General features: G+C 65.6%; 24 protein-coding genes. 7 read left to right on the plus strand and 17 right to left on the minus strand.

Annotation, left to right across the window (positions count from 1 at the left end; genetic code table 11):
• Window positions 1-25: 25 nt before the first annotated feature.
• From dnaB to JE033_RS08445, 9 genes are all read right to left on the minus strand, one after another.
• On the minus strand, window positions 26-1,399 hold the full coding sequence (gene dnaB, locus JE033_RS08405; RefSeq protein ID WP_090145812.1) for a replicative DNA helicase: 1,374 nt from the start codon (window positions 1,397-1,399) through the stop codon (window positions 26-28).
• A gap of 530 nt (window positions 1,400-1,929) precedes the next feature.
• Window positions 1,930-2,379, minus strand: coding sequence for a 50S ribosomal protein L9 (gene rplI / locus JE033_RS08410; protein ID WP_090145809.1), 450 nt, complete (start codon window positions 2,377-2,379; stop codon window positions 1,930-1,932).
• A 12-nt stretch (window positions 2,380-2,391) separates the two neighbouring features.
• Window positions 2,392-2,652, minus strand: coding sequence for a 30S ribosomal protein S18 (gene rpsR, locus JE033_RS08415; RefSeq protein WP_010155628.1), 261 nt, complete (start codon window positions 2,650-2,652; stop codon window positions 2,392-2,394).
• 48 nt (window positions 2,653-2,700) lie between these two features.
• Window positions 2,701-3,246 (minus strand): single-stranded DNA-binding protein, encoded by a 546-nt coding sequence (gene ssb / locus JE033_RS08420; RefSeq protein WP_200330757.1) that lies wholly within the window; start codon window positions 3,244-3,246, stop codon window positions 2,701-2,703.
• 3 nt (window positions 3,247-3,249) lie between these two features.
• Entirely contained in the window at window positions 3,250-3,612 is a 363-nt protein-coding gene (rpsF, locus tag JE033_RS08425; RefSeq protein WP_090145806.1) for a 30S ribosomal protein S6, read from the minus strand.
• A 137-nt stretch (window positions 3,613-3,749) separates the two neighbouring features.
• Complete coding sequence (locus tag JE033_RS08430; RefSeq protein WP_200330759.1) at window positions 3,750-3,953, minus strand: hypothetical protein; 204 nt, start codon at window positions 3,951-3,953, stop codon at window positions 3,750-3,752.
• Window positions 3,954-3,959: 6 nt separating this feature from the next.
• Complete coding sequence (locus JE033_RS08435; protein WP_200330761.1) at window positions 3,960-4,397, minus strand: hypothetical protein; 438 nt, start codon at window positions 4,395-4,397, stop codon at window positions 3,960-3,962.
• 15 nt (window positions 4,398-4,412) lie between these two features.
• Entirely contained in the window at window positions 4,413-5,237 is an 825-nt protein-coding gene (locus tag JE033_RS08440; protein WP_370567925.1) for a PIG-L deacetylase family protein, read from the minus strand.
• A gap of 15 nt (window positions 5,238-5,252) precedes the next feature.
• Window positions 5,253-6,704, minus strand: a complete 1,452-nt coding sequence (locus JE033_RS08445) for a CCA tRNA nucleotidyltransferase (RefSeq protein ID WP_200330765.1) — start codon at window positions 6,702-6,704, stop codon at window positions 5,253-5,255.
• A 53-nt stretch (window positions 6,705-6,757) separates the two neighbouring features.
• Here JE033_RS08445 and JE033_RS08450 point away from each other — a divergent pair, with 53 nt between their 5' ends.
• The 3 genes from JE033_RS08450 (at window position 6,758) to trxA (ending at window position 10,429) form a co-directional block, all read left to right on the plus strand.
• Complete coding sequence (locus tag JE033_RS08450) at window positions 6,758-9,025, plus strand: DUF6049 family protein (RefSeq protein WP_200330767.1); 2,268 nt, start codon at window positions 6,758-6,760, stop codon at window positions 9,023-9,025.
• 98 nt (window positions 9,026-9,123) lie between these two features.
• The gene (gene trxB / locus JE033_RS08455; protein WP_200330769.1) at window positions 9,124-10,077 is read left to right on the plus strand and encodes a thioredoxin-disulfide reductase; all 954 of its coding nucleotides are present in this window, start codon (window positions 9,124-9,126) and stop codon (window positions 10,075-10,077) included.
• Window positions 10,078-10,105: 28 nt separating this feature from the next.
• Window positions 10,106-10,429, plus strand: a complete 324-nt coding sequence (gene trxA / locus JE033_RS08460; RefSeq protein ID WP_090145796.1) for a thioredoxin — start codon at window positions 10,106-10,108, stop codon at window positions 10,427-10,429.
• 183 nt (window positions 10,430-10,612) lie between these two features.
• Here trxA and JE033_RS08465 read toward each other — a convergent pair whose 3' ends face one another.
• Genes JE033_RS08465 through rpmH form a run of 8 tightly spaced genes read right to left on the minus strand, consistent with a single transcriptional unit; the run spans window position 10,613 to window position 15,539 of the window.
• Window positions 10,613-11,623, minus strand: coding sequence for a ParB/RepB/Spo0J family partition protein (locus tag JE033_RS08465; protein WP_200330771.1), 1,011 nt, complete (start codon window positions 11,621-11,623; stop codon window positions 10,613-10,615).
• Between the two features lie 3 nt (window positions 11,624-11,626).
• Window positions 11,627-12,550: a ParA family protein gene (locus tag JE033_RS08470; protein WP_234037122.1), complete on the minus strand. Its 924-nt coding sequence runs from the start codon at window positions 12,548-12,550 to the stop codon at window positions 11,627-11,629.
• Window positions 12,543-13,205 (minus strand): 16S rRNA (guanine(527)-N(7))-methyltransferase RsmG, encoded by a 663-nt coding sequence (rsmG, locus tag JE033_RS08475; RefSeq protein WP_200330773.1) that lies wholly within the window; start codon window positions 13,203-13,205, stop codon window positions 12,543-12,545. Before rsmG ends, JE033_RS08470 begins: the two co-directional genes overlap by 8 nt.
• A 39-nt stretch (window positions 13,206-13,244) precedes the next feature.
• Window positions 13,245-13,751: a R3H domain-containing nucleic acid-binding protein gene (locus JE033_RS08480; protein WP_090145792.1), complete on the minus strand. Its 507-nt coding sequence runs from the start codon at window positions 13,749-13,751 to the stop codon at window positions 13,245-13,247.
• The gene (gene yidC, locus JE033_RS08485) at window positions 13,751-14,704 is read right to left on the minus strand and encodes a membrane protein insertase YidC (RefSeq protein ID WP_090145791.1); all 954 of its coding nucleotides are present in this window, start codon (window positions 14,702-14,704) and stop codon (window positions 13,751-13,753) included. Before yidC ends, JE033_RS08480 begins: the two co-directional genes overlap by 1 nt.
• Window positions 14,705-14,708: 4 nt before the next feature.
• Complete coding sequence (yidD, locus tag JE033_RS08490) at window positions 14,709-15,017, minus strand: membrane protein insertion efficiency factor YidD (protein WP_176698239.1); 309 nt, start codon at window positions 15,015-15,017, stop codon at window positions 14,709-14,711.
• The gene (gene rnpA / locus JE033_RS08495) at window positions 15,014-15,376 is read right to left on the minus strand and encodes a ribonuclease P protein component (RefSeq protein WP_200330775.1); all 363 of its coding nucleotides are present in this window, start codon (window positions 15,374-15,376) and stop codon (window positions 15,014-15,016) included. Before rnpA ends, yidD begins: the two co-directional genes overlap by 4 nt.
• A 25-nt stretch (window positions 15,377-15,401) precedes the next feature.
• Window positions 15,402-15,539 carry a 50S ribosomal protein L34 gene (rpmH, locus tag JE033_RS08500; protein ID WP_010155609.1) on the minus strand — a complete coding sequence of 46 codons (138 nt, stop codon included), beginning with the start codon at window positions 15,537-15,539 and terminating at the stop codon, window positions 15,402-15,404.
• 410 nt (window positions 15,540-15,949) lie between these two features.
• On the opposite strand from rpmH, the gene dnaA reads away from it, so the two are divergent.
• The 4 genes from dnaA (at window position 15,950) to JE033_RS14785 (ending at window position 20,751) form a co-directional block, all read left to right on the plus strand.
• Window positions 15,950-17,416 carry a chromosomal replication initiator protein DnaA gene (gene dnaA, locus JE033_RS08505; protein WP_200330777.1) on the plus strand — a complete coding sequence of 489 codons (1,467 nt, stop codon included), beginning with the start codon at window positions 15,950-15,952 and terminating at the stop codon, window positions 17,414-17,416.
• 399 nt (window positions 17,417-17,815) lie between these two features.
• On the plus strand, window positions 17,816-18,958 hold the full coding sequence (gene dnaN, locus JE033_RS08510) for a DNA polymerase III subunit beta (protein ID WP_200330779.1): 1,143 nt from the start codon (window positions 17,816-17,818) through the stop codon (window positions 18,956-18,958).
• A gap of 7 nt (window positions 18,959-18,965) precedes the next feature.
• A complete protein-coding gene (recF, locus tag JE033_RS08515; protein ID WP_200331119.1) occupies window positions 18,966-20,270 on the plus strand; it encodes a DNA replication/repair protein RecF in 1,305 nt (434 codons plus the stop codon).
• Complete coding sequence (locus tag JE033_RS14785) at window positions 20,236-20,751, plus strand: DUF721 domain-containing protein (protein ID WP_200330781.1); 516 nt, start codon at window positions 20,236-20,238, stop codon at window positions 20,749-20,751. The genes recF and JE033_RS14785 overlap by 35 nt, the downstream gene beginning before the upstream one ends.
• The last annotated feature ends 81 nt before the right edge of the window (window positions 20,752-20,832 follow it).

A 20,832-nucleotide genomic window follows, 5' to 3' on the forward strand; every position in this document is an offset into this window, starting at 1 on the left:
ACCGAGGACTCGGCCGTCAGGGGTGTCAGACCTGCGGCATGTCCTGGAAGCGGGAGTAATGGCCCTGGAACGCGACGGTGACGGTGCCGGTCGGCCCGTTGCGCTGCTTGGCGAGGATGAAGTCGGCCTCGCCCGCGCGCGGGCTGTCGCGGTCTCCGACGGCCTCGCGGTGGAGGAGGATCACCATGTCGGCGTCCTGCTCCAGCGAACCCGACTCGCGAAGGTCGCTGATGGCCGGCATCTTGTCGGCGCGCTGCTCCGAGGCACGGTTCAGCTGCGAGAGCGCGATCACGGGCACGTCGAGCTCCTTCGACAGGAGCTTGAGCGCACGCGAGAACTCGGACACCTCCTGCTGACGGCTCTCCGATTTCTTCCCGCTGGAGAGCAGCTGCAGGTAGTCGATGACGACCATTCGCAGTCCGTGCTGCTGCTTCAACCGCCGACACTTCGCGCGAATCTCGACCAGGGTCAGGTTCGGGCTGTCGTCGATGTACAGGGGCGCCTCCGCCACGCGCGCCTGGGTCGCGGCGAGCTTCTGGAAATCGCGGTTGTCGAGCGCCCCTTTGCGCAGCGTCTGCATCGGAATGCTCGCCTCCGCGGCGAGCAGTCGCATGGCGATCTCGGCCCGCCCCATCTCGAGCGAGAAGAAGACCGTCGGCGCGTTGGCGTGCACCGATGCGTTCCGGGCGACGTCCATCGCGAGCGTCGACTTTCCCATCGCCGGTCGCGCGGCGATGATGATCATCTGCCCGCCGGCGAACCCGTTGGTCATGGCGTCCAGTTCGCTGAAGCCCGTCGGCACGCCGAGCATGCCGCCGGTGGCGCTGTTCGCCTTGTTGATCTCCTCGAGCGCCGCGTCGACGGCGAGGTGCAGCGGAACGTAGTCCTCTCCCTGGCTCTCCCCCGTGACGCCGTAGATCTCCGACTGCGCCACGTTGACGAGATCGATCGCCTCGCCCTCGCCCGCATATCCCATCTGGACGATGCGGGTGCCGGCCTCCACCAGGCGCCTGAGGAGCGCCTTCTCCGCCACGATCTCGGCGTAGAAGCTCGCATTCGCGGCTGTCGGCACGATGCTCGTGAGGGTGTGCAGGTACTCCGCGCCGCCCGCGCGCTGGAGCTCGCCGCTCTTCGTCAACTCGTCGGTGACGGTGATCACATCGGTCGGCTCACCGCGCGAGTAGAGCGACAGCACCGCCTCGTAGATCACCTCGTGCTTCGGCACGTAGAGGTCGGGGCCCTTGAGCAGCCCCGTCACGTCCGCGACGGCGTCCTTGGAGAGCAGCATGCCGCCGAGCGCGCTCTGCTCTGCCAGCAGGTCGTACGGGGGCGTCCGCTCATGCCCCCGGGAATCGTCGTTGACGAACGGATCCGAAATGCCCAGGTGTGCGATTGACACGTGCAGACTTCCTCTCACAGCGATGGACTCGGTTACTGATCGATCAGACACCAGACCCCGGACATTCACGGTATGGCCCGCGCGGCTCCGATCAAAACAGCAGGATCAACAGGGGCACCGACCCTGTGGATAACTCGGTGAATAACTCACCGCGTCGCCCCACATCTTGTCCACACGCCTGGGGACAACCTGTGGAGAGCTTGTGGAGCGAAAGAAGTTTATAGCCCTTGATCTGGTGTTTTAGATATCCACAGGCAGAAAGTTATTCAAGTTTCAGGTACACGTTGAGGCTTCGTGAAACGCCCGACATGTGGAGAACTTGCGGTCAAGAGGCCCGGATTGATAGCGGTTCCGCGGCCCGAATCCCGTCGGGCGTTCACGACCTGTTCAACGAGCCGCCTCCGGCGGACGGCGGCGTATTCGCGGCCGCCATCGCCCGTTCGACCCCGCATACGGGAGCGCACACACGAACGGCGGGACGCCGACCCGGAGAACCGGGTCGGCGTCCCGCCGTCGCGAGTGCGCGGTGCTTATCGCTGCGCGATGACCTGCAGCGTCACCTTGGCGTCGACACCCTCGTGGAGGTGCACGATCGCCTGGTACTCACCCGTGGTCTTGATCGCGGGGAGCGTGATCTTGCGCTTGTCGATCTCGCCGATGCCGGCCTCGGAGACCGCAGCCGCCACAGCGGCGGGCTTCACGGAGCCGAAGAGACGTCCACCGTTGCCGGTCTTCGTCAGGAGGCGGATCTTGCCCTCCTGCAGCTTGGCCTTGAGTGCCTGAGCGTCTTCCACCGATGCGAGTGCGCGAGCCTCGCGTGCGGCGCGGAGCTGCGCAACCTGAGCCTCGCCACCGCGAGTCCAGTGCACTGCGTAGCCCTGGGGCACGAGGTAGTTGCGAGCGAAACCGGTCTTGACATCGACGACGTCACCGGCTGAACCGAGGCCCTGGACCTCGTTCGTGAGGATTACCTTTGACATTTGCTCTACTCCTTACCGGCCGGAACCGGCGTAGGGGAGGAGAGCCATCTCGCGGGCGTTCTTCACGGCCTTCGCGATGAGTCGCTGCTCCTGAACGGACACACCGGTGATACGACGGGCGCGGATCTTTCCGCGCTCGGAGATGAACTTGCGGAGCGTTGCGACATCCTTGTAGTCGATGACGCCGACGGTCTGCTTCTTCGCGGGTGCGAGGGTCTTGGCGTTCTTACCGCGACCCGGCTTGCGGGCTGTGCCGCTGGACTTGCCTGCCATAATTGGTCTCTTTTCGTGATGCGTTCCGGCTGAGCCGGATCAAGAAGTTTAGAAGGGTTGCTCGTCGTCGAAACCGCCGCCGAAGCCGCCGCCCGACTCGCCCTGACCCGAATTGGTCCAGGGGTTGTCCTGCTGCTGCTGCGGAGCTGCGGCTTGACCCCAGCTGCTCTGCCCTGCCGGCTGATTTCCACCGGCATTGCCGCCGCCGAAGCCGCCGACCTGACCACGTGCCTGGCCGCGCGCGACCTGAGCCGTGGCGAACCGGAGCGAGGGCCCGACCTCTTCGACCTCGAGGTCGAGAGAGGTGCGCTGCTGCCCCTGGTTGTCGGTGTAGCTGCGCTGGGTGAGACGGCCCTGCACGATGACGCGCATGCCCTTGGTGAGCGATGCCGCGATGTTATCGGCGTACTCGCCGTATGCGCGGCACCCGAGCCACAACGGTTCGCCGTCCGACCAGTCGCCCGACTGGCGGTCGCGCACGCGAGGGGTCGAGGCGATCCGGAAGGTCACCCACGACTTTCCCGCCTGGCTGACGCGCGGCTCCGGGTCGGCAACGAGGTTACCGACGACTGTGATCAGCGGCTCACCGGCCATGAGCTACGCGCCGACCTTCGCGGCTGCGCGAGCGGCCTTGGCCTGGTCGCGCTTCGTCTGAGCTGCGCGCTGGGCGATGAGCTCGTCGGAGCGCAGCACCTTGGTGCGGAGCACGGCCTCGGAGAGACCCAGCTGACGATCGAGCTCAGCGGTGGCTTCGTGCGTCGCGGTGAAGTTCACCACGACGTAGATGCCTTCGGACTGCTTCTTGATCTCGTAGGCCAGACGACGCTTGCCCCAGATATCGGTGTTCTCGATCTCGCCGCCCGCATTGCGGATGACGCCGAGGAACTTCTCGATGCTGGGGGCCACGGTGCGCTCGTCGATACCCGGATCGAGGATCACCATCAGTTCGTACGGATGCATTATTGACCCACCTCCTTCGGACTTCACGGCCACAGGATTTCTGTGACAGGAGGGTGTTGATACATCGTGCCTCCGCGCAGCACAGAGTGCACTGAACGCAGACAACTTCAGAAGCTTAGCACCTTCGGCTCTCAGCGTCACGCCGCAGTCGGCGTCCGCGCGATCCCGAAGTACTGCATCGTGTAGTCGTACCACGGGCCGACCATGACGACCGGCCTCCACCCGGTGTCGGTTCCACGACGGCGAGCCGCGTGCGAACCGATGCAGACGTACGCCACGCGGTCGACTCGCGACTCGTAGACGTGCACGTAGAGGTCGCCGAGGTTGTGCCACTGCGGCATCCCGAGCTACTGCAGTGCGGCGAGTCGGCCTGAACGGAACTGCTGATAGATCCACTCGTTCCCAGCATCGTTCGAGTTCCACGCGCGCTCGAACACGCGTCTCACGGGGGCGCCCGTGAGACGTCGGAGCGAGTCGGCGCTGCGATTGAACCACAGGCGGTGCCGGATCATGTAGGCACCCCCGATGCTCAGTGCGAGCACGAAGAGCAATCTGAAGGGGAGGAGGGCCAGCGTGAGCGCGCGGCTCGCGCCGACCATCGCCGAGCAGTCGGCACCGGGCGCGCACGTCACCTCTGACGCGGAAGCGGCGCGGAGGACGACGCAGACGACGATCGTCCCGAGCACGACGAAGCCGATGGCCCAGGAGAGATGGAACGCCGTTCTGCTCTGCCTGACATCGGGCAGCGTCAGCATCTGCTCGACCGGGTCGAGATACCGGCTCATCACGGGCTCCGGGAGTCAGCGCGCGGCGGACGACGATCCGTGCGCCTCCGGCACCGGTGTCAACCGCCGGAATGCTTCAACCGTGCCGATGGGCTCGCGCTGACCGCCGACGTGCACGATCTCGTCCCCGTCGACGGTGAGCTGCGTGGCGTACCCCCGCAACGCGGCGACCTTGCGCGGGAGCCAGGGGGAGACGTCGTGCACTTCCACCGCCTCGCTCGCAGGCGCCCCCGGGTCGGTCTCGCTCGCGAACACATCGGAGACGATCGCCCAGAAGGGCACGTCGAGCGCGTGCGCGACGGCGCGCGCGAGTCGATGGGCCAGCACGTGATCGGGGTGGCCGTATCCGCCGCCGTCGTCATAGCTCACCACTGCCTGCGCATTCGACTGGTAGGCGGCGGCGAGCAGATCGTTCAGCGCCTCGACCGCAGGAGCCGACGTCAGCGCATCCGGACTCGCGTCGCGCGCGGCGGTCGCCCGGCCATCGGCACCCCACTCCATGCCGGAATCCTCGTAGATGACGGGGGGATAGCCTTCGGCGCGGGCGGGCTCGACGCCGAGAAACGCATGGCGATCCACGCCGAGCATGCCGAGCGCCGTTCTGAGTTCGTTCTGCCGCGCCACCGCCAGTCCGTGCGCTGCCACGAGTGCCTCCAGCGGACCGGCGACGACCTCGCCCTGCTCTCCGCGGGTGAGCGTCACGAGGAGCGGCTCCCGCCCCGCCTCGGCGAGCGCGGCGAGGGTTCCTCCGGTCGCGATGGTCTCGTCGTCGGGATGCGCGTGCACGAACAGCACGCGCGCTCGTCCGTCGAACCAGCTCGTCGGTGCATCCTCACTCACGTCACGGTCTCCCATTCACTCGCCACCCTGTTCTGCATACCAGGCCCTGAGGCGCGCTTCAGCCGCCTCCGGGCCGATCGGTCCCTCATCGAGACGCAACTCGAGGAGATAGCGGTACGCCCGCCCGACGACGGGCCCCGGCGGGACGTCGAGGATCGCCATGATCTCCTCTCCGTCGAGTTCCGGCCGCACCGCCGCCAGCTCCTCCGCCTCCGCGAGCTCGGCGATCCGACGCTCGATGTCGTCGTACGCGTGATCCAGCCGCTCGGCCTTGCGGCGGTTGCGCGTCGTCACATCGGCTCTGGTGAGGATGTGGAGCCGCTCGAGCTCATCTCCGGCATCGCGCACGTAGCGCCGCACCGCCGAATCCGTCCACGGCTGATCGCTGTATCCGAAGAAGCGCAGATGCAGCTCGACGAGTCTCGCCACGCGCTTCACGGTGTCGTTGTCGAATCGCAGCTCGCGCAATCGCTTCTTCACGAGCTTGGCACCGACGACATCGTGGTGGTGGAAGGTCACACCCCCGCGTTCGAAGCGGCGCGTAGCCGGTTTGCCGACATCGTGCAGCAGCGAGGCGACGCGCAGCACGAGGTCTGGCGCCGCGGCCGCGTCGTCTTCTGCATCGCCCGCGCGCCGCTCGTGCTCGAGCTCGATCGCCTGCCGCAGCACCGTGAGACTGTGCTCGTAGACGTCTTTGTGCCGCCCGTGGTCGTCCTGCGTCGCGATGAGCGCCGTGAGCTCCGGCAGGAATCGCTCTGCAAGCCCCGTCTCGACCAGCAACCGAATGCCCGGAATCGGGTCGCGCGCGGAGAGGAGTTTCACGAATTCGTCGCGGATCCGCTCGGCCGAGATGATGTCGAGGCGTTCGGCGAGCTCCTCCATCGAATCCCGTGTCTCCGACGTGACCTCGAATCCCAGTTGCGCAGAGAAGCGCGCCGCGCGCAGCATGCGCAGCGGGTCGTCGGTGAACGACTCCTCAGGGGCGCCCGGCGTACGGATCTTCCTCGCGAGCAGATCCTCGAGCCCGCCCGAGACGTCGACGAGTCGCAGGTCGGGGAGCATCAGTGCCAGGGCGTTGATCGTGAAATCGCGGCGCACGAGATCGCCCTCGATGGTCTTGCCGAAGCGCACCTCGGGCTTCCGCGAGTCATCGCGGTAGGTCTCGGCGCGGTAGGTGGTGATCTCGACGGTCTCACCGTGCACGCGCGCAGCGATCGTCCCGAAATCGCGACCGACGTCCCAGACGTTCGTCGAAACGGCGTCGAGCACCGCGCGCGTCTCATCGGGATGCGCCGACGTGGTGAAATCGAGGTCTGTCACGGTGCGGCCGAGCAGCGCGTCTCGCACCGGACCCCCCACGAGGGCGAATTCGTGGCCCCGATCGGCGAACGCCGTGGCGAGAACCGCGACCGGCGCTGAGTCGGCGATGGCGCGCAGAGCGTCCATGGATGCAGCGAGGGAGGGCATCCCTCTAGGGTACCCGGGTCGTCGTGGGGGATCCGGTCCCTAGACTTGACGCCATGCTCTCCGTACTCCGCCTGCACGTGCGCGCGTTCGGGCCGCGGACGCTCGCCGTCGCCGCGCTGGTCGGTGCGCTGCTCGGGACGTCCGGCACGGCGACCGCAGCGATGACGGCGAGCGGTCCCGGTTCGCAGCGCCCTGCAGTCGAGCACGTGTCGGGCACCCGCGCCGACGCGACCTCGGACGAAGCCGCCGACCGCGCTGCAGGGGTCGACCTCGTCGTCTCGCCGCGAGAGCCGGTGATCGCAGCCGGCGACGACGAGGTGCAGTTCGGGCTGCTGATCCGGAATTCGACCACCGCCGAACTCCCGGCCGGTACCGTCACGCTCGTCCTCGACGCTGATCGCCTGACCGACCTCGGAGACCTCGACGAGCCGATGCCCGCTTCGGCGAACCGCTTCGCAGAGGCGCCAGTGGAGGCGACCGCGCCCGGTTCCGAGCAGACCGCGACAGTCACGGTCTCCCGCAGCGACCTGCCGATCGGCGCCGCGGCAGAGGCAGGGGCGTACCGCGTGGGGGCGACGTTGCAGTTCGCCGAAGACCCCGACCAGGGCTTCGCGGCGTTCGGCGCAGAGCCCGGCGAGGACGACTCGGCGGTCAGTCCCACCGTGTCGACCGCGACGCCGGTGATCTGGAGGGGAGCCGGGACGGACACCGTGCCGATGAGCGTCATCGTGCCGTTCGTGCTGCCCTCCGACATTCGCACGCTGCCCACGCGCGGCCAGCTCGAGGAGCTCGCGCCCGTCTGGGACCGGCTGCTGACGGCGGCGCGCGCCCACGACGCGACGCTCGCAATCGACCCCCGACTCATCGCAGGCATTCGCGCGTACGGCGACGAGGCGCCGCGGAATGCTCAGTTGCTCCTCAGCCGCCTCGAGACGACTCCGCTCCCGTCGTTCCTCCTCCAGTTCGCCGACGCCGACCCCTCGGTGCAGGCGGCGCTCGGCTTCACGACGCTGCTGGAGCCCACGAACCTCGATTTCGTGAGCCGATTCGGCAGCTTCTCGGAGACCCCCGATGCGACGGGTCCGGGCGCCGAGGAGAACGGTACCGCTGGGAGTGACGAAGGCGCCGACGCTCCCGACGCGCCCGACACCGACGGGGAAGCCGGATCAGCAGAACTGCCCCTTCCCACGCTCACCGAGCTGCTCGACTGGCCGCAGCAGGAGACCGCTCACGTTTGGCCGGCCGAGGGCCGCGCCGATCCCGCCCTACTCCCGCTGCTCGACCAGGAGGGAGTCGACTCCCTCGTGCTGAGCTCGGACGGAGCGGATCTCGACGGCGGGCCTCGCGCTCGCCTCGGGAGCGACAGCGTCACGGTCACGGATGCGGCACTCGATCGGGCGGCGCGCACGGCGCTGCACGCCGAGACCGAGACGGAGCGATCCGGGGGAGTGGCCCGCCTGGCGGCCGAGCTCGTCGTCGACGCCCAGGGCGGATCGGACGGGGTCGTACTGGCCCTCGATCGCGGAGCGACCGGTGACGCCTCCGACCCCGCCGAGCTGCTCGAACAACTCGAGGCGTTCGCGTGGACGACTCCGACGGCGATCGCCGACCAGCGCACGGGGACGGTCGAACTCCGCCCATCCGGCCCCTCTCAAGACCGACTCGAACTCCTGCGCTCGGCTTCGAATCGGGAGGGATCGGTGAACGAACTCGGTGCGGTGCTCACCCACCCCGAGTACCTCAGCGGGTACCAGCGCACGCGATTGCTGCAGCTCTTCTCGACGCCCTACGCCGCCGATGCCGACGGCTTCGCCCAGGTCGCCGCCGACTTCCGCAAACGCGACGCCGAATTGCTCAGCGGAGTGCAGGCGATCAGCACCGAGCACATCCAGCTCGTCGGCAGCTCCTCGCGGGTGCCGGTGCAGCTGCGGAACGCGCTTCCCTTCGATGCGGTGGTGACGGTCGACGTCGACCCCGCGTCCGCCGCGCTCTCGGTCCCGGAGCGCCGCTTCCGCGAGGTGGTCGTGCCCGCGGAGACGAGCGAACGTGTACTCGTACCGGTGCGCAGCCGTGTCTCCTCCGGCGAATCAGGCCTCGTCGTCAGCGTCTCGGCGGCCGACGGCAGCCCGACGGTGTTCACGGGTACGCTGCCGATCACGATCCGCAGCAGTATCGAGACGATCATCTTCTGGGCGCTGGGCGGGCTCGCGGTCATGCTGCTCGTCTTCGGCATCGTGCGCAGCGTGCGTCGCCGCCGGAGCCGGAACGCACCGGCAACCGGGCCGGACGGAGACGGCGACGACATCGTCCCCGCGATGTAGGCGCCCTCAGGAGCCCAGGAATACTGCGCGCCTAGGATGGGTTGTATCACCCGAGCGGTCATCGCCGCGACTCAATCCCCAGGTGTGCAAGGAGCGTCATGCACCAGATCATCATCATCGGATCCGGCCCCGCCGGTTTCACTGCGGCAATCTACGCTGCGCGCGCCGGTCTCAAGCCTGTGCTGTTCGCGAGCGCCGTAGGCATCGGCGGTGAACTGATGAACACGACGGAAGTCGAGAACTTCCCCGGTTTCCCCGAGGGCGTGCAGGGCCCCGACCTCATGCAGAAGATGCAAGAGCAGGCTGAGCGCTTCGGCACCGAGGTCATCTACGACGACATCACCGAGGTGGACTTCTCCGGCGAGATGAAGCGAGTGACCGCGGGAGACGGATCGGTCCACGAGGCCCACACGGTGATCTACGCCACAGGTTCGGCGTACCGCAAGCTCGGAATCGCCGACGAGGACCGACTGTCCGGGCACGGCGTCTCCTGGTGCGCGACCTGCGACGGCTTCTTCTTCCGCGAGAAGACGATCGCGGTGGTCGGCGGCGGCGACTCGGCGATGGAGGAGGCGACCTTCCTCACCCGCTTCGCGGACAAGGTCTTCGTCATTCACCGCCGCGAGGAGCTCAAGGCGTCCAAGATCATGCAGCAGCGCGCGTTCGACAATCCGAAGATCGAGTTCGTCTGGAATTCCGAGGTCGCCGCGATCCAAGGCGAATCCGAACTCACCGGCATCACGCTGCGCGACACGGTCGACGGCTCGGAGCGCGATCTCGCCCTCGACGGCCTGTTCATCGCAATCGGCAACGACCCGCGCACGCACCTCGTGCACGGCAAGCTCGACCTGACCGCTGACGGAACCATCGCCGTGGAAGGGCGCAGTTCTCGCACCTCTTCGCCTGGCGTGTTCGCGGCTGGAGACGTCATCGACCCGTCATACCGGCAGGCGATCACTGCAGCAGCCTCGGGCACCGTGGCCGCACTCGACGCCGAGCACTACCTCGCGGCTCGCGAGCAAGCCGAGCAGATCGCACTCGCGACTGTCTAACCGCAAGAAATCGTCAGAAGGAGTCACCATGTCACAAGCAATCACCGTCGACGAGCAGAGCTTCGAGCAGGCCGTTCTCCAGAGCGACGTCCCCGTGCTCGTCGATTTCTGGGCAGAATGGTGCGGCCCGTGCCGCGCGGTCGCGCCCGTGCTCGATCAGATCGCCGCTGAGAACGAGGGCAAGATCATCATCGCGAAGCTGAACGTCGATGAGAACCCGAACCTAGCTGCGCAGTACCGCATCACGTCCATCCCGGCCATGAAGGTCTTCAAGGGCGGAGCCGAGGTTCGCGAAATCATCGGCGCGATGCCGAAGCCGATGATCGAGAAGCACCTCGACGGCATCATCTAAGCCGCGCAACCGGAGGTTCGCCTCCGTCACGCAGCACAGCGGCCGGCGATCGTCACTCGATCGCCGGCCGCTGTGCTGTCTGCAGGCGACACGCCTCACATCGCCGGCGCTGCGCCCGGCGACACGGGCGGACACCGGCGACGTCGAGCAGACGCGCTCAGGCCACTCCACGCAGGTGCGAGGTCAGGCGCCGAAGCCGGGGTCTCCGAGATCGGAGAGGATGCGCTTGAGGTCTGCGATCGTGGCGAAGTCGATGACGATCTGCCCCTTCTTCGCCCCGAGCTTGACGGCGACACGCGTGTCGAAGCGGTCGCCGAGTCGCTCGGCGATCTCGCCGAGCTGCGCCTGCACGCCTCCGGCTCGCGGTTTCGGCTTGTTCCGCTTCGGCAGCTCGGAGGCGGCAGCCTCAGCGGCACGCACCGACAGGCCCTCGTTCACCACCTTGTCGGCGAGGCGCTGCATGGCATCGACATCGCCGTCGAGCGAGAGGATCGCACGAGCGTGACCCGCCGTGAGCACCCCGGCGGCTACTCGTGCCTGCACGGGCTCGGGGAGGCGCAGGAGACGAATCGTATTCGACACCTGCGGTCGTGATCGGCCGATGCGCTCCGCGAGCTGCTCCTGCGTGATCCCGAAATCGGCGAGCAGTTGCTGATACGCGGACGCTTCCTCCAGCGGATTGAGCTGGGCCCGGTGCAGGTTCTCGAGCAGCGCGTCGCGCAGCATGTGCTCATCGGCGGTACTCCGCACGATCGCGGGAATCGTCTCCAGCCCCGCGCGCTTCGACGCTCGCAAGCGACGCTCGCCCATGATCAACTCGTAGCGGGCGCCATCGGCCGGTTCGGGCTCGATCGCGCGCACCACGATGGGCTGGAACACGCCGAACTCCCGCACGCTGTGCGTCAATTCGTCGAGCGCCTGCTCGTCGAACTCGGTGCGCGGCTGCGCGCGGTTCGGAACGACGTCAGCGACATCGAGACGGGTCAGGCGAGCTCCCGGCACTTCCTGCAGCGGCGCCGTTTCCGCGGCAGGCGTTCCGCCCTCCTCCGTGGTGACGTTCGCATCGGCACCGGCTGCGCTCAGCCCGGCGCTCGACGGGAAGAAGACGTCGACGGGACGCTCTTCGCCCGACGACGACTGCGGAATGAGCGCGCCGATTCCGCGACCGAGACCGCCTCGTTTCTTGGTCGCCATGCGTTACGCCTTTCCTTCATGCTGTGTACCGGCTGTCGCCGGGAGACTGCCACGTTCGCCGCGCTCGGCGATCTCAGCCGCGGCCTCCAGATATGCGAGCGCTCCGATCGAAGCTCCGTCATACGCGTGCACCGTTTGCCCGTAGCTGGGAGCCTCAGAGATGCGCACGGATCGCGGGACGATCGCGCTGAGCACCTGTTCGGGGAAGTGCGCACGCACTTCTCCGGCCACTTCCTGTGCGAGGTTCGTTCGGGCGTCGTACATCGTCAACAGAATCGTGGAGATGCGCAGGCCCGGATTCAAGTGCTTCTGGATGAGCTGGATGTTCCCGAGCAGCTGGCTCAAGCCCTCCAGCGCGTAGTACTCGGTCTGGATCGGGATGAGCACCTCGTCGGCTGCGACAAAGGCGTTGACCGTCAGAAGCCCGAGCGAGGGCGGGCAATCGATGAAGACGTAGTGATACTTGCGCTCTGATTCCGCGAGGAAGGTCTGCAGCGCCGTGCGCAGCCGCTGCTCTCGCGCGACCAGCGACACGAGTTCGATCTCCGCGCCGGCGAGGTTGATGGTGGAGGGGACGCACCACAGATTCTCGTGATCAGAGGTCGGCTGCAGCGCGTCGGGGATCGTGTCATCGCCGAGGAGCACGTCGTAGATGCTCGTGATCTCGGGGCGATGGGGGACGCCGAGTGCCGTCGAGGCGTTTCCCTGCGGGTCCATATCGATGACCAGCACCGTCGCGCCGCGGCGGGCCAGGGCCGCGGCAAGATTGACGGTGGTCGTCGTCTTTCCGACGCCGCCCTTCTGGTTCGAGACCGTGATGATGCGCGTCTCAGCGGGGAGAGGCGACACCGTCTCCGCGAGTTTGCGCCGTCGCCGAATCTTGTCGACGAGATGGTCGCCGACCAGCGACTTCTCCGCTTCAGCCATGTCTCACGATTTTAGCCCGAAAGACGCGGGTCGTCTCCGCAAGCAGCTCCTGCGCGAACAAGTCCGCACCGAGCTCGACCACAGCCACGTCACGCACCCGAAACTTGCGAAGCACCTTCGCCGCGGCTTCGATCTCTGCATCGACAGCAGCGCCCTTCAGGAACAGCATCTCGCCCCCGTCGCGGAGCAACGGGGCCGTCAGTGGGACGAGCTTGCGGAGCGCGGTCACAGCTCGAGCCGTGATCTGGTCGACCTCCCACGCATCGTGGAACTCCTCGGCGCGCCCTCGGCGCACTTCGGCGTTCTCCAATCCGAGTACCTCGATCTGCTCCTGCAGCCACGCGCATCGTCGCTCCATCGGCTCCACGAACAGGAAGTGCGCGTCCGGGCGCACGATCGCGAGAACCAGGCCGGGCAACCCGCCGCCGGTACCGATGTCGGCGACCTGAGCACCACTGCCGATGAGTGGGGCGAGCAGTGCGCTGTTGAGCACATGGCGTGTCCAGAGACGCGGCGCCTCAAGGGGACCGATGAGCCCGAGCTGCTCGCCGCGCGTGCCGAGGTCCGCGGTGAACGCGCGCAGCATCTCGATGCGGTCGCCGGCGAGCAGCGGTGCGGCGGCGGGTTCCTGCTCGATCACCTGCTCAGCGGGCATGGCGGTCCTTCCGGAGTTTCACGTGAAACAGGGGTGAGTTCATCCCCGGCTGATGATGAGACGGCGATCACGGCCTTCACCGCGGGACTCCGAGAAGTAACCGCGATCCGCGACGTCGTCGTGCACCAGTTTGCGTTCGTAGGACGACATGGGCTCGAGCTCGACCTGCTCGCGGCCCGCGGCGATCTGCGCCACCGCCGAATCGACCATGCGCTTGAGTTCGGTGGCTCGCGCGTCCCGCGATCCCCCCACATCGACGATCAGGCGCGAGAAACGCCCCGTCTTCGCCTGCACGGCGAGACGAGTGAGATCTTGCAGCGCCTGCACGGTATCGACCCCCGCGAGACGGTCGAGATCGACGTCCCCTCCGGTCACCGAGACGTATGCCCGGCCGTTCGCGACGTCGATATCGATGTCGCCGTCGAGATCCGCGATATCGAGAAGCCCCTCGATGTAGTCGGCAGCGAGGTCGCCGTCGGCCTCGAGTTCTTCGAGGCTGAGTTCAGCAGTCGAGGTGTCAGGTGCGGTGCGATCGTCGGTCGTCATCACTTGCCCTTCTTCTTCGAACGCTTGGCGCTGACCGGCTGCTGGCGCTGACCGGCCTTCGGGGGAGCGATCTCCTCGCCGCGAGCCTGCGCGCGCTTCTCATCGTCGGTCAGCTTGCCCTTCGCCTTGAGGCGCTCCTGCCGCGCGCGCCACGCATCACTGCCCGGGGTCGGCATGTTGCGGATCACGATGAACTGCTGGGCCATGGTCCAGAGGTTGGAGGTGAACCAGTAGACGTTCAGCGCGAGCGGGAATGCAACGCCTGAGAAGAGGAACGCGAAGGGGATGATGTACAGCAGGATGCGCTGCTGACGGTACATCGGCGAGTTCTTCGTCTCATCGGAGACGTTCTTCGACATGATCTGCAGCTGCGTGAAGAACTGCGAACCGATCATCAGGATGACGTTGATGCCCAGGAGCACCACGACCGTCCAGTTGCCGGACTCCCAGCCCTGCGTGAAGGTCATCTTCAGCGGAGCACCGAAGAGCTCAGCGGCATTGAAGTTCTTCGTCAGCTCCGCCGTCATGAAGCCGATGCCGGTGGTGTTATCGGACGCGTGCCGGAGTACGTAGAAGAGCGAGAAGAAGACCGGCATCTGGATGAGGATCGGCAGGCACGAGGAGAACGGGTTGGTCCCGTGCTTCTTGTAGAGCGCCATCGTCTCCCGGCTCATCGCCTCTCGGGAGTACTGATCCTTCTTGCCCTTGTACTTGTCCTGGATCTTCTTCATCTCGGGCGCGAGATCCATCATGCGGCGCTGCGACTTGATCTGCCGCACCGTCACGGGGATCAGCGCCGAGCGGACCACGACCACGAGGCCGATGATCGAGAGCACCCACGTGAGGCCCGACTCGGGGTCCATGCCGATCCACGTGAAGGCCTGATGCCAGACCGCGAGCACGAGCTCGACGAGCCAGCGGAGCGGCCACAGGATTGTTTCGAAGAAGTCCACCGGGTTAAGCCTTTCGCTCGATGGGGCGGACGAAGCCGCGGGTGTTGGTCACGAAGTGGGAGTGCGCACGCGGCGGGACGTCATCGATGCCGCCGGCAGTGAAGGGATTGCAGCGCAGCAACCGCCACGCAGTGAGAACGGTTCCGACAATGAATCCGCGGATTTGATACGCCTCAACAGCGTATCTGGAACACGATGGATAATACCTGCACACTTCGCCATAGAGCGGTGAGACGACGCGGCGGTAGGCGTGCATGCAAGCGAGAGCGGCATTACGGGGTGCCAACCAGATTTCGGCTGCGACCCGGATCATGAGCGCGTCTCCGTCGACGCTTGGCGGCGCTCCACCCGATCGAGCGCACGGTTGATCTCCCGCTCGAGCTCCGCGAACGGAGCATCCGCCGCGGCGGGGAGCGCACGAAAGACCACGTCTACACCCGTCGCCCCGTTCCGCAGGCGTTGCTCCACGATCGACTTCATTCGCCGACGCACCAGGTTCCTGGTCACCGCATTGCCCACAGCCTTGGAGATGATGAACCCGAATCGAGCGGCATCCTCCGGTGAACGCAAAACCGCGTGGGTGATGCATAGTGCACCACCCACGCGGCGTCCGGCACGTACGGTCTGCCGGTAGTCCTCTCCCCGGGTGACTCGATTGCGCCGTGCAGGCATGATCGATCCCGGGGGAGTACGACGATTACGCGGTGAGCTTCGAGCGGCCCTTGCCGCGACGAGCTGCGACGATGGCGCGGCCCGCACGGGTGCGCATCCGGGCGCGGAAGCCGTGCACCTTGGCGCGGCGGCGGTTGTTGGGCTGGAAGGTACGCTTGCTCATAGTGAAAACTCCGTGACTTATGGAATAGATCCCCGCGCCTCTCGGGCGGCGAGGAAGTCGGATGTCGGCCACTCGTGTGCGTGCGGTTCCTCATGTGCTCGACACGTTCCGAGCGCACGGTAGCGCACTCGTCTCACACGAGCCACCCATACAAGGTCTTCACTCTACGCCTTCCGCACCATTCCGTCAAAGTTGGGGAGGCAGGATCGCCGCCGGGCACGTGGATCGTGATCGAGAAATGGCGCGTTCCCACATCGACTTGCCTGTGGACAAATCTGTGACTAACGTGGGCGCAAGCGTTTCCACACGGCTGCACTCCGCTGATTTCCCGCGAGATTGTGCCCGTCCCTCTGTGGATAAGCCTGGGTATAACAGGCATTCTTCATGATGAACAGCGAGCCGGGAGCGACGTGACTGAGGACGAACTGCAAGAAGTCTGGGATCGCGTCACCCAGGCGGTGATGAGTGATCCCGCCGTCGGCCCCGCCGTCGGAGCACAGCTCGCACTCGCTTTGCCGCGAGGCATCGCAGCCGGAACGCTCTATCTCGCCGTGCAACTCGACTTCACGCTCAAGCTGCTCGAGAACCGACTCCGCCCCGCGATCATGGCGGCGATCTCCCGCATTCCGGAGGCGCGGGAGATCGACAACTTCATCGTCATCGTCGACGAAGACGCCCACCCTGACATCGACCCCGAGCCCGCTGCCGAGACGCCGTCCTCATCCGAGCACGTGCGCGATTTCGACGGCGGCGGATTCGGCGGCTCACGGTTCGACTCGCCCCGTCACGACACCCAGCGCCCCGTTGCAGAACCACGGCGTCGACACGGAGTCGACGATGCCCTCGACAGCCGGCTCAACGAGAAGTATCGATTCGACAGCTTCGTGATCGGGCAGTCCAACCGTTTCGCACATGCCGCTGCCGTCGCTGTCGCCGAAGCGCCGGCCCGCGCCTACAATCCATTGTTCATCTACGGCGATTCGGGTCTGGGCAAGACCCACCTGCTTCACGCCATCGGGCACTACGCGCGCGAGCTCTTCCCGGACGTACGGGTTCGCTATGTCAGTTCCGAGGATTTCACCAACGATTTCATCAACTCCATCGCGAACAATCAAGGAGCGGCGTTTCACGCGCGCTATCGAAGCGTCGACATCCTTCTCGTCGACGACATTCAGTTCCTTGAAGACAAAGTGGAGACGCAGGAAGCCTTCTTCCACACGTTTAACACCCTGCACGACCACAACAAGCAAGTCGTCATCACGAGCGATGTGCAGCCGAAGCAGCTTCGGGGGTTCGAAGAGCGCATGCTCTCGCGATTCGAGTGGGGCCTGCTCACCGACATCCAGGTGCCCGATCTCGAGACGCGTATCGCGATCCTGCGCAAGAAGGCGGAGCGGGAGAATCTCGAGGTCGACTACAGCATCCTCGAATTCATCGCGAGCAAGTTCTCATCGAACATCCGCGAACTCGAAGGCACCCTGATTCGGGTGACTGCATACGCGAGCCTGAATCAGCAGCGGATCGACATGCAGCTCGTGCACACGGTGCTCAAGGACCTCATCACGCTGGACGCCGATAACGAGGTGCAGCCCTCCGACATCATCAGCAAGACGGCAGAGTACTTCGACCTCTCGGTCGACGACCTGTACGGTCCGACGCGCGCGCAGCAGATCGCGACGTCGCGTCAGATCGCGATGTATCTCTGCCGCGAACTCACACCGCTCTCCCTTCCGAAGATCGGTCAGTTGTTCGGCGGCCGTGACCACACCACCGTCATGTACGCGCACAAGAAGATCTCCCAGCTCATCGCCGAACGGCGATCCATCTACAACCAGGTCACCGAACTGACCACGCGCATCAAACAGGGCAGTCGATAGAGAAGTTATCCACAGGCCACTCGCCGAGTGTGGATAGTTGGGGAGAACTCGCCCGCGCCTGTGCATGGATCCGGGAAGCCTGTGAGGGAGCCTCCTGTCGCCGGGTTCCGCATGATTCCGCGGATCGCAATCCATCCACCACGATTGCACAAGTCACAGACGTGTAGTTCCGTTACAAGAATTGATGTGCCGGGACTTATCCACAGAATCCACAGACGTTAACACTGTTAACACTTCTCATTCTTTTCAACGGGCACTCGATCACACACACGGTGATCGGCGAAGAGACCCGTGAACGATGACACGAACGTCGACCGGATGCTGAGGCTCGACGAGTGTGCAAAGATTGTCAGGCCGAGGAGAACGACGCGACCCAGAACGCGTGCGAAGGGAAGCCCGATGCGATTTACCGTCAATCGTGACGTATTCAGCGACGCTGTATCGTTCGCAGTGAAGTTGCTCCCTCCCCGCCCGACGCAGCCCCTCCTCAGCGGGGCGCTCATCGAAGCCGATGGCGATCAGCTCACGGTCTCGTCGTTCGATTACGAAGTCTCCGCGAGGACCTCGAACACAGCGGTCGTCGCAGAAGCGGGGCGCGCGCTGGTATCGGGTCGATTGCTCGGCGAGATCGCCCAGCGCCTGCCGCACTCCGACGTTGAAGTGTCTCTGCTCGAGAGCCGCGTCGAGGTTCGCTGCGGTTCTGCGTCGTTCAGCCTTCCGGCGATGCCGGTCGAGGAGTACCCGCAGGTGCCGAGGGTTGATTCCGTCTCCGGGTCGATGCCGGCGGATGTCTTCTCGGAAGCCGTCTCGCAGGTGTCGCTCGCGGCATCGAAGGATGATGTGACACCGGTGATCACGGGCGTGCAGTTCGAGATCGATTCGAATTCGGTGACCCTCACCGCGACCGATCGGTACCGCGTCGCGACGCGAAGCATCGATTGGGAGCACCGTGACTCCGGCGATGCACTGACTGCGCTGGTCCCGTCGAAGATCGTTACCGAGGTCGGAAAGACCTTCTCGGGTGTCGGGGAGGTCCAGGTGAGCATCGTCAAGGATGCCGACCGGGAACTCATCGCCTTCACCGGTGGCACGAAGACGGTGACGTCGCTGCTGATCAAGGGCAACTACCCGCCGGTTGGTCGTTTGTTCCCCGAGAGCATCGAGAATTACGCCGTGATCAGCACTTCGGAGCTCATTGAGGCCGTGGGCCGCGTCGGGTTGGTGCTCGAGCGGGAGGCGGCCCTTCGCTTCTCGTTCGCCGAGGGCACCGTCACGCTGGAAGCCGCTGGGACCGAGTCGGCGCAGGCCGTCGAGACGGTTGATGCGCACCTCGTCGGCGACGAGATGGTGGTCTCGCTGAAGCCCCAGTTCCTGCTTGACGGCTTGCGTTCCACGCATTCCGAGTTCGCTCGAATCGGGTTTACTCGGACGGACAACCCTGGAAAGCCCGGTCCCGTTCTCATCACGAGTCAGCGCAGCAAGGACGACGCGGACGAGAAGAGTTTCCGCTACCTGCTGCAGCCGAACCTGCTCCTTCGGTAGGCCTGAGATGCGGGTGACGCATCTCTCGCTCGGCGACTTCCGTAACTACGCGTCTGCGGAGCTTCCACTCGCCGCTGGTCCGAATCTGCTCGTCGGCCAGAATGGTCAAGGAAAGACCAACCTCGTCGAAGCCATTGCCTACTTCGCGACTCTCCGCTCGCATCGAGTGACCGGCGATCAGGCGCTCATCCGCGCGGGCAGTGATTCAGCGGTTGCTCGAATGGGAGTGCGCTCGGGGGAGCGCGAGGTGCGCCTGGAGTTGCAGCTCAATCAGGGCCGCGCAAACCGGGCACAGGTGAACGGCAACTCGGTGCGCCCGAGGGAGATCACGCGGTGGTTCTCCGCGGTCGCTTTCGCACCAGAAGACCTCATTATCGTTCGTGGAGAGCCCTCAGGACGTCGGCGGTTTCTCGACGATGCGCTGCTCGCCCGCCATCCGGTCGCCTCAGCGGCCCTGGCAGACTACGAAAAGGTCGTCCGGCAGCGCACTTCACTATTGAAATCCACCCGAAGCCGGGGGTCAACTGTCCCTTCAACGCTCTCGATATGGAACGATCAGCTCGTTGAGTACGGCGTGCAGATCATGATTGCTCGGCGAGAGCTGTTGCGTGACCTCGCTGGTCCGCTTCGTGATCACTATCACGCGCTCGTTGGTTCCGACCACGTTCCTCGGTTGGGTATGGCGGAGAGCGTCGCCGCTTCGCTCACCGAACGGGGCGTTTCACGTGAAACACCGAACGCGAGCGAGCTCCCCGACGTTTCACGTGAAACGCTCGCGCAGGAGTTCCACGAGGCGCTCAGCATGGTGCAAGCTCGCGAGATCGATCGCGGTGTGACGCTCGTCGGCCCGCATCGGGACGATCTCGTGCTCTCGCTCAACGGTCTTCCGGTAAAGGGCTACGCGAGCCATGGCGAATCCTGGTCGTTCGCACTGTCGCTGAAGCTGGGCCTCGCCGAGCTGTTGAGGGCTGAGTCGTCGGCCGGTGATCCTGTGATTATTCTCGATGACGTGTTCGCGGAGTTGGATGCGGGGCGGCGAGCCCGACTGATGTCTGCCGTGGGGGACTATGAACAGGTGATTGTCACCGCAGCGGTGGAATCGGATGTGCCCGATGACGTTTCTTGGCAGAGGATGCGTATCAGCGCAGGCACCGTGGCACCGATGGAGTGCACTGACGACTCCGCAGCAGACGCCAGCGGGGCGGAAGGCGCCACGCCCCCGGTGGTGCGGACGACCCCCGATTCGGAGACATCAGTGTCGCGGGCGGAGGCTCGCGATGACGGACCGATCGAGGGGGACGACGGTGGGTGAGTCGGGCGTCGAGTTCACGTCAGACGCCTATCTTCGTGCGAAATCCGTGTGGCGCGGCGTTCCGCAGCGTCGTCGTTCCCGCCGAAACGGTTCGGAAGCCCCTGGTGGGAGTCCCTTCGGGTTCGGTCGCGATCCGAAAGCTCTCTCAGATGTGCTCGTCAATGTCGCGAGCGACATGGGATGGAGCGTCGAACTCGAGCAGGCTCGGTTGATCGGGGAATGGCCGGAGTTCGCCGGCAATGCAACCGCCGAGCATACGACGGTCGTGGGCATCAGCCACGGCGTCCTTCAGGTCCAGTGCGATTCGACGACCTGGGCGACCGAGCTCAGGCGGTTGCGGGGCGAATTGCTCACGCGGCTCTTGCGAGACTATCCCGATTCGGAGATTCGGGATCTCCGATTCCTCGCGCCGGGTGCCCCGAGCTGGCGGCACGGCATGAGGTCCGTTCCAGGCCGGGGGCCGAGAGACACATACGGCTGATAGCGGACGACCTGAGGTGCGTTCGGCGGGACGATCTGCTCAGCGATGACGATTCTTGGGGAGGCGACAGGACGGAGGGGG

This window comes from Leucobacter sp. L43, assembly GCF_016597785.1.
GTDB lineage: Bacteria > Actinomycetota > Actinomycetes > Actinomycetales > Microbacteriaceae > Leucobacter > Leucobacter alluvii.